We start from the raw sequence: 6,408 nt of genomic DNA, 5'->3' as shown, positions 1-6,408 counted from the left end.
TCTTCTGGGTCGTCGACAACGGCTCCTCCCACCGCGGGCAAGCCGCGATCAAACGCCTGACCACGGCGTTCCCGAACGCGGTCATGGTCCACACCCCTGTCCACGCCTCCTGGCTTAACCAGGTGGTGCGACACGAGGCCGCATGAGAACAGTGGTACTCGTTGAGGAGGTTCGACTGATGTCGAAGACGTAGCACCCGGACTTACGAGCCAGACCACTAAGGTGTGTCGTTTCTGACAATACGGGCGTTTGCGGTCGTGTCATCGTGATGGTGTGCAGGCCCTCTGGTGTCGGTCGGTTGCCATGGGTGCGTCCACTCAGGGTGTTGGGATGTCGGTGCGGCGTACACCGTCGACATCGAGGACGAGGTCTGCGCCGTAGGCGGTCGCCGGTGTCTGGAAACCGGGGCTGACCTGCCCGCTCAGGACGTGGTGCAGGAGCAGGCGCGCCGTCGCGGCGGTGAACTCGTAGGCCTCCGGCCCGTGCAGGGTGGCGAGGGCCGCCCTGCCGTCCGGTGTGCTGACGCGGGCCCAGATGTGGCTGGCGCCGGCGGCGAGCTGATCGTCGGTGGGGCCGGCGGGCAGCCGCCGGACGATTGCGTTCATGGCCGCCCGCCATGGTCTGGAGCCGAACAGCGCGGGCACGGTGGGTGCGAGACGCATCAGCCCACGCAGCGGGCCGGGCAGGGCCGTATAGGTGTCGATGGTGGGGATGCCGGTGGAGTGGGCGGCGGTGACCAGGTCGGCTCGCCAGGGGTTGGTGGCCACCGTGACCGGACCCTGGCCGAAGTCGACCCGTCTGCGTTGCGCGGCGGCGCGCTGCGGGACGAGTTCGCCGTCGTGGCGGCGGAACCCGCTGTGGTGCAGGTCGCGCGCCACGGTTGCGGCGGTGCCGCGGGAGAGCCCGCCGATGGTCTGGAAGGCCAGCTCCAGGCGGGTGGCGTCGGGGAGCTGTTTTGCCAGGTGGGCGGCGAGACAGTCGGTGGGCACCACACCGAATCCGGCACCCGGCAGCACCATCACCCCGGCCCGCAGCGCTTCCTCGTGGCGGGCCGCGGCTGCCTGGAACTCGGGCACCTCACCGGCGAGGTCGAGGTAATGGACGCCGGTCCGCACGCAGGCGTCGATGAGAGGTGTAGCGGTACGGCTGAACGGGCCCGCGCAGTTGAGTACGACGGTGATGTCGCGCAGGCAGGCCTCGATGGTTGCGGGATCGTCCAGGGCGAAGGCCCGGGTGGGCAGCTTGAGCGCTCGGCCGGTTTCGGCGAGGGATGCCGGGTTGCGTGCGGCGAGCACCGGCCGCAGGCCGGCGGTTGTGGCCCGGCGGGCGCACAGCCGGCCGATGTAGCCGGTGGCGCCGTAGATCAGGGCTGCGGTCATGATGACTCCTGATGGGTGCGGATGCGGCAGCCGCCGCCAGCTGTCGGGTGCAGGCGGTTGGGGCTGGCCGGCCCGCCGGTCACGAGGCGCCGCGGAACCGCATACGCAGGTAGGCGTCGAAGACGCGGGCGCCGAGCAGACGGCGGGTGTGTACCAGCGCCTTGGCGGCCGGGGTGACCACATAGCGGGTCCGCGGCCTGGCCGCGAACAGGGACCGTTCGATCACTGCGGCGACGGCCTCAGGCGGTGCCGACAGTCGGCGCGAGCGGTAGCCGTCGGCCATCTTCTGATCGGCGGCGGCGTTGAGGGCGGCATAGGGGCCGGCGGGGGCGGCTGATCCGGCGAGGGTATGGGCGGCGGTGTCGCCGAAACCGGTGCGGATCAGGCCCGGTTCGATGAGGATGACCCTGATGTTGAACGGGGCTGTTTCGAACCGCAGGGCGTCGGTGAGGGCTTCGACGGCGTACTTGCTTGCGTGGTAATAGCCGCCGGCGGGGAAGACGAGACGGCCGCCCATCGAGCCGACGTTGACGATCCGTCCACCGCCCGTGGCACGCATGCGGGGCAGCACGAGCTGGGTCAGCCGGGCCAGCCCGAAGACGTTGGTCTCGAACTGGCGTCGTACCGCATCGAGATCCGTCTCCTCGATGGTGCCGTACTCGCCGTAGCCGGCGTTGTTGACCAGCATCCCGACCGCGCCGTGCTCGGCTTCAACCGCTTCGACCGCGGTGCGCATGGACGTCTCGTCGGTGACGTCCAGGGGGAGGATGCGGGCACCGGCACCAGCGAGGTCCGCGAGGGTCTCGGTCCGACGGGCGGTGGCGTAGACGGTCAGGTCGGGGCGGGCGGCCAGCCGCCGAGCGGTGGCCCGGCCGATTCCCGACGACGTCCCGGTGATCAGCACGGCGGTCATGGTGTCTCCTGGATCTCGGTGCGGGTGTGGCTCAGCCCTGCGACGATCAGTGCTACGGCGTGGCGCAGCCGTCGCAGGGTGACGTCGGGGTCGGACAGGTCCGCCTCCAGGCCGCGGGTGAGCGCGAGCAGGATCTCGGCCAGTTCAAGGGCCTTGACCCCGGGGCCGTCGGCGGCGGATATGTCGGCGGCAGCGAGGTCGGCGGCTATGGTGCCGGAGAGCAGGTCACGCATGGCGGCGCTGTAGGCGGCTTCGAGATCGGCGGACGGACGGGCGTTGTCGCCCAGCAGCTCGGCGGCGTGCGGGCTGTCCCGCCAGAGGCGCAGGACGAGGTCGAGCTTGGCGGTCAGCACGGCGGTGAGCCGCTCGGTGAGATCAGTGCCGGTGTCGACGTCCACCCGGGCTCGGGCCAGGGCCGCATCGAAAAGCCGCTCCGCGAGGCGCCGGAAGGCGTCCTCCTTGTTGCGCACATGCTGGTACACGGCGCCGCGCGACATCCCCGCCTCCCGGGCGATGTCGTCCATCGTGGTGCGCTTCACTCCATGTCGGGTGAAGCACGCGTACGCCGCGTCGAGGATCTGCTCCACGCGCTCGTCCAACATACTGACAATCATCGCATGAAGTGTCAGTGCGTTCAACCGCGGGAGTGCGGACCGCCCCGGATGTCGTCTGCCTGATCAACCAGCAGTTCGTCAGGCGTTCCTCGCCCTGCAGGCTTTCCGGGCCAGCAGCAGTCGCCCTACGCGATCGCGGTGCGAATGGCCGATCTGCCGGTCCCGCTACTCGACGGATACGACGGTCACACCCTGCACCGCCCCCTTGCCGAACACCGCGCGGAGATGGCCGTGGAGCTGCTGACCTGGAGCCGCATCGACGACCTCGACCTCGCCTCGGTCAACGACGCCCTGCACACCCACCCCGTCTCGGAGGCAGTACGGCAGTCTCCCGAGGAACGGTCACCGACCGTGCACACAGTTCCGGCGGCAGGTGGACTCGCGGTCCGTACAGTAGCGGTGATCGGCCCGTGTCCGTGTCCGTGTCCGTGCCCGTGCCCGTGCCCGTGGCCGCGGCCGCGGAGGAGGTGGGCGATGACGCGCTGGTTCAACACGGCCGGGCCGTGCGTGCCCAGTGATCATTACATGATCCCCGCGTCGGTTCGGCTGCCCGAGGTTCCCCGTCTGGTAGCGCGCAAGAGCTGTTTCGTGGTGCACGCGCCACGACAGACCGGGAAGACAACCGCTCTGCAGGCGCTCGCGTCCGAGCTGACCGCCAGCGGCCGGCATGCGGCCCTGTTGTTCTCCTGCGAGGCCGGACGGGCCTGGGGGGACGACATCGGTGCAGCCACCCGCGCCATCCTCGACGAGATCCGCGCGGCGGCCGAGGACTCGCTCCCGGCCGGGCTACGCCCACCTCCGTGGCCGGCGGTGTCGGAGGGCACGCAGCTTGGCATGGCGCTGCGGGCGTGGGCGCAGGCGTGCCCGCGGCCGTTGGTGCTGTTCTTCGACGAGATCGACGCGCTGCAAGGCCGGACACTGATCAGTGTGCTTAGTCAGCTACGCAGTGGCTACCGAGGCCGGCCCGACAACTTCCCCGCCTCGGTCGCGTTGTGCGGTCTACGCGACGTCCGTGACTATAAAGTCGCTTCGGGTGGTGATCCGTCTCGATTGGGAACATCCAGCCCGTTCAACATCAAGGTCGAATCGCTCCGACTGGGGGACTTCACCCTTGACGAGGTACGGGAGCTGTACGGCCAGCATACGGCTGAGACGGGGCAGACATTCACGCCAGAGGCGATGGAACGGGCGTTCCATCTGACCGCCGGACAACCGTGGCTGGTCAATGCCCTCGCCTACGAGATCGTCGACAAGATACAGATCCCGACGTCCACACCGATTACCGTCGACCATGTGGAACAGGCGAAGGAACGGCTTATCCTCGCCCGGGCCACCCACCTGGACTCGTTGGCGGACACGCTCACCGAGCCCCGGGTTCGCCGGGTCATGGAACCGGTGCTGGCCGGGACCGTCACCGTGTTCGAGCCGTTCAGCGATGACGTCCTCTACGCCCGGGACCTCGGCCTGATCACCCAGACTTCCCCCGTCGAGGTCGCCAACCCCATCTACCGGGAGGTCATCGCCCGGGTCCTCGCCGACGGTCTGCTCGACTACACCGACAACGTGCCCCGCCCCCGCTCCTTCGTGCTACCCGACGGGCGTCTGGACTTCCCCCGTCTGTTGGAGGAGTTCGCTGCCTTCTGGACGGCCAACGGCGATATTCTCACCACCCGCCAGCAGTACCATGAGGCCGGCCCTCATCTCGTCCTCATGGCCTACCTACAGCGCGTCGTCAACGGCGGCGGCTATGTCGACCGGGAGTACGGTGTCGGCCGCGGTCGCATCGACCTGCTCCTGCGCTGGCCCCACCCCGCGAAGGACGGAACACGGGCCTGGCAGCGCGAGGCTCTTGAGCTCAAGGCATGGCGCCAAGGCGACCCCGACCCCCTCCGCGAGGGCCTCGGCCAGCTCGACGCCTATCTCGACCGGCTCGGTCTCGACACCGGCATCCTCGCCGTCTTCGACCGCCGCCCGAACGCCGAACCCATCGACAGACGCACCACCATCACCCACACCACCAGCCCCACCGGCCGCACCATCACCCTCTTCCGCGGCTAGTGCGTGGCGACGTGGGGGCTGCCGCCAGGTATGCCGAGCTCTCGCGCTCGGCCTAGAACCACCGCGCGAGGACGTGCACCGCCACCTCATGAGCGCCTACCGGGCGGCCGGGCGGGATGACCTGGTGGGGCGGCAGTTCGAGCGGTGCCGCACGGTTCTGTCGACACGGCGCGGTAGTAGCTGCGGCGGGTCAGCAGAAGGCGACCATCTCGCGTAGCCACTCGTCCAGGTTGGCGATCTCGGTGGCCGAGGCGATGCCCAGCGGGGCGGACCGGGTGAATCGCTGGGTCGCCGAGCCGACCACCACGGCCGGACGCGGGCCGCACTGCTCGTGCCCGATCGGCTGGCCGAAGTCCACCAGCCACACCTGCCAGGGCGCGAGCCTCAGCGCCCGGCTCACCGGTTGTACTCCGGGTACTCTTCGCGCGCATCCGGCAGGCCGTCGCCGGCCGCATCGTCGGTCAGCCGCGCCTCGGCCTGGTAGCTGACCCATTCCTCGGCGTCGGCGCGCAGCTCCTCGTACCGCCGCATGATGCGATTGATCTTGTATTCCTTGACCAGACGCCGGACTGCCTCGCCCAGCGGCACGCCGTGGAAGTCCGGCTCGGCGATTTCCGCCAGTTCGTCGCGTAGCCCGCTGTCAAGCTGCATAGATGTCATGGCCATAGTGTCGAGTATGGCGAGTGCTATAGGCCGAACCGCAGAAGCGTCGATAGGCGATCACGCACAGCGCCACTGACCGTTCGGTTGCTGCTCAAGCCCCGCCTCGTCCTGACCTGCAGTGCTGTGGAACACCTTCTACATGAACGAGGCCCTGGGACAACCGCCGCGGGCGATCAACCGGAATCGGGTGTCCCGGCCTGTGCGCGAGCGGGGGTTGACAGGCGCCACCCACCGTCGGGGCCGCGCTTTGACCAGGTCGGACGCAAGGCTCCGACGAGGGGAACCTCGGGCGCGTTCAACTCATTTGCCCGTCGTGCTCGTTCCGGCGAAGGGTGATCGCCTTCTCGGGGCAGGCCTGCACGCACAGGCCGCACGCGTGACAGTCCATCGGCTTGGCCACGACGGCCTGGCGCCGGCCGTGCGCCAAGTATTTCAACGAGCCCAGCAGGGACATGCCCTCGCGTTCCTGTTCGGTCAGCTTGCGCACCTCGAACACATCGTAGGGGCAGACGACGACGCAGTCCTCCTTACCTTCGCACCGATTGCGGTCGATGATCGGAAGTGCGACGCCGGCCGGCGACTTGGACGTGCAGTCTGACGGTGTTGATCGCTGTTGTGGCACCGTTCGGTTGTCCTCCAGTCGGTGCGTCGCACCCCAGTGGGCTGATTCGACAATGGCGTTGTCCCAACTCGACACGTCGGCGAGCTTTCCGGTTTGACGTTACCTGCGGCCGATGGCACCGATCCGAATCCCGGGCACAGGTCGCCCATATCTTCTCCA

The 6,408-nt window shown here is 68.9% G+C and carries 8 protein-coding genes and 1 pseudogene; 2 read left to right on the top strand and 7 right to left on the bottom strand.

Annotated features, from left to right (window positions below):
* A pseudogene (locus U9977_RS27285) lies at positions 1-125 on the top strand (IS630 family transposase); the annotation flags it as partial.
* Positions 126-317: 192 nt separating this feature from the next.
* Here U9977_RS27285 and U9977_RS24670 read toward each other — a convergent pair.
* The 4 genes from U9977_RS24670 to U9977_RS24655 form a co-directional block, all read right to left on the bottom strand.
* Entirely contained in the window at positions 318-1,379 is a 1,062-nt protein-coding gene (locus U9977_RS24670; protein ID WP_322751672.1) for a saccharopine dehydrogenase family protein, read from the bottom strand.
* Between the two features lie 79 nt (positions 1,380-1,458).
* Positions 1,459-2,292 (bottom strand): oxidoreductase, encoded by an 834-nt coding sequence (locus tag U9977_RS24665; RefSeq protein ID WP_322751671.1) that lies wholly within the window; start codon positions 2,290-2,292, stop codon positions 1,459-1,461.
* The gene (locus U9977_RS24660; protein WP_322751670.1) at positions 2,289-2,894 is read right to left on the bottom strand and encodes a helix-turn-helix domain-containing protein; all 606 of its coding nucleotides are present in this window, start codon (positions 2,892-2,894) and stop codon (positions 2,289-2,291) included. The genes U9977_RS24665 and U9977_RS24660 overlap by 4 nt, the downstream gene beginning before the upstream one ends.
* Positions 2,895-3,071: 177 nt before the next feature.
* Entirely contained in the window at positions 3,072-3,203 is a 132-nt protein-coding gene (locus tag U9977_RS24655) for a hypothetical protein (protein WP_322751669.1), read from the bottom strand.
* A gap of 177 nt (positions 3,204-3,380) precedes the next feature.
* Between U9977_RS24655 and U9977_RS24650 the strand changes: the two genes are divergently transcribed.
* Positions 3,381-4,964 (top strand): ATP-binding protein, encoded by a 1,584-nt coding sequence (locus tag U9977_RS24650; protein ID WP_322751668.1) that lies wholly within the window; start codon positions 3,381-3,383, stop codon positions 4,962-4,964.
* A 190-nt stretch (positions 4,965-5,154) separates the two neighbouring features.
* On the opposite strand, the gene U9977_RS24645 is transcribed toward U9977_RS24650, so the two are convergent.
* From U9977_RS24645 to U9977_RS24635, 3 genes are all read right to left on the bottom strand, one after another.
* Positions 5,155-5,364 carry a type II toxin-antitoxin system PemK/MazF family toxin gene (locus U9977_RS24645; protein ID WP_322751667.1) on the bottom strand — a complete coding sequence of 70 codons (210 nt, stop codon included), beginning with the start codon at positions 5,362-5,364 and terminating at the stop codon, positions 5,155-5,157.
* The gene (locus U9977_RS24640) at positions 5,361-5,615 is read right to left on the bottom strand and encodes a hypothetical protein (protein WP_322751666.1); all 255 of its coding nucleotides are present in this window, start codon (positions 5,613-5,615) and stop codon (positions 5,361-5,363) included. Before U9977_RS24640 ends, U9977_RS24645 begins: the two co-directional genes overlap by 4 nt.
* Before the next feature lie 307 nt (positions 5,616-5,922).
* Positions 5,923-6,324, bottom strand: a complete 402-nt coding sequence (locus U9977_RS24635; protein WP_322751665.1) for a ferredoxin family protein — start codon at positions 6,322-6,324, stop codon at positions 5,923-5,925.
* Between the last annotated feature and the right edge of the window lie 84 nt (positions 6,325-6,408).

It is taken from the genome of Protofrankia sp. Cas8 (genome assembly GCF_963555845.1).
Taxonomy (GTDB): domain Bacteria; phylum Actinomycetota; class Actinomycetes; order Frankiales; family Frankiaceae; genus Protofrankia.
This window is presented reverse-complemented; position numbering and strand designations above follow the sequence as displayed.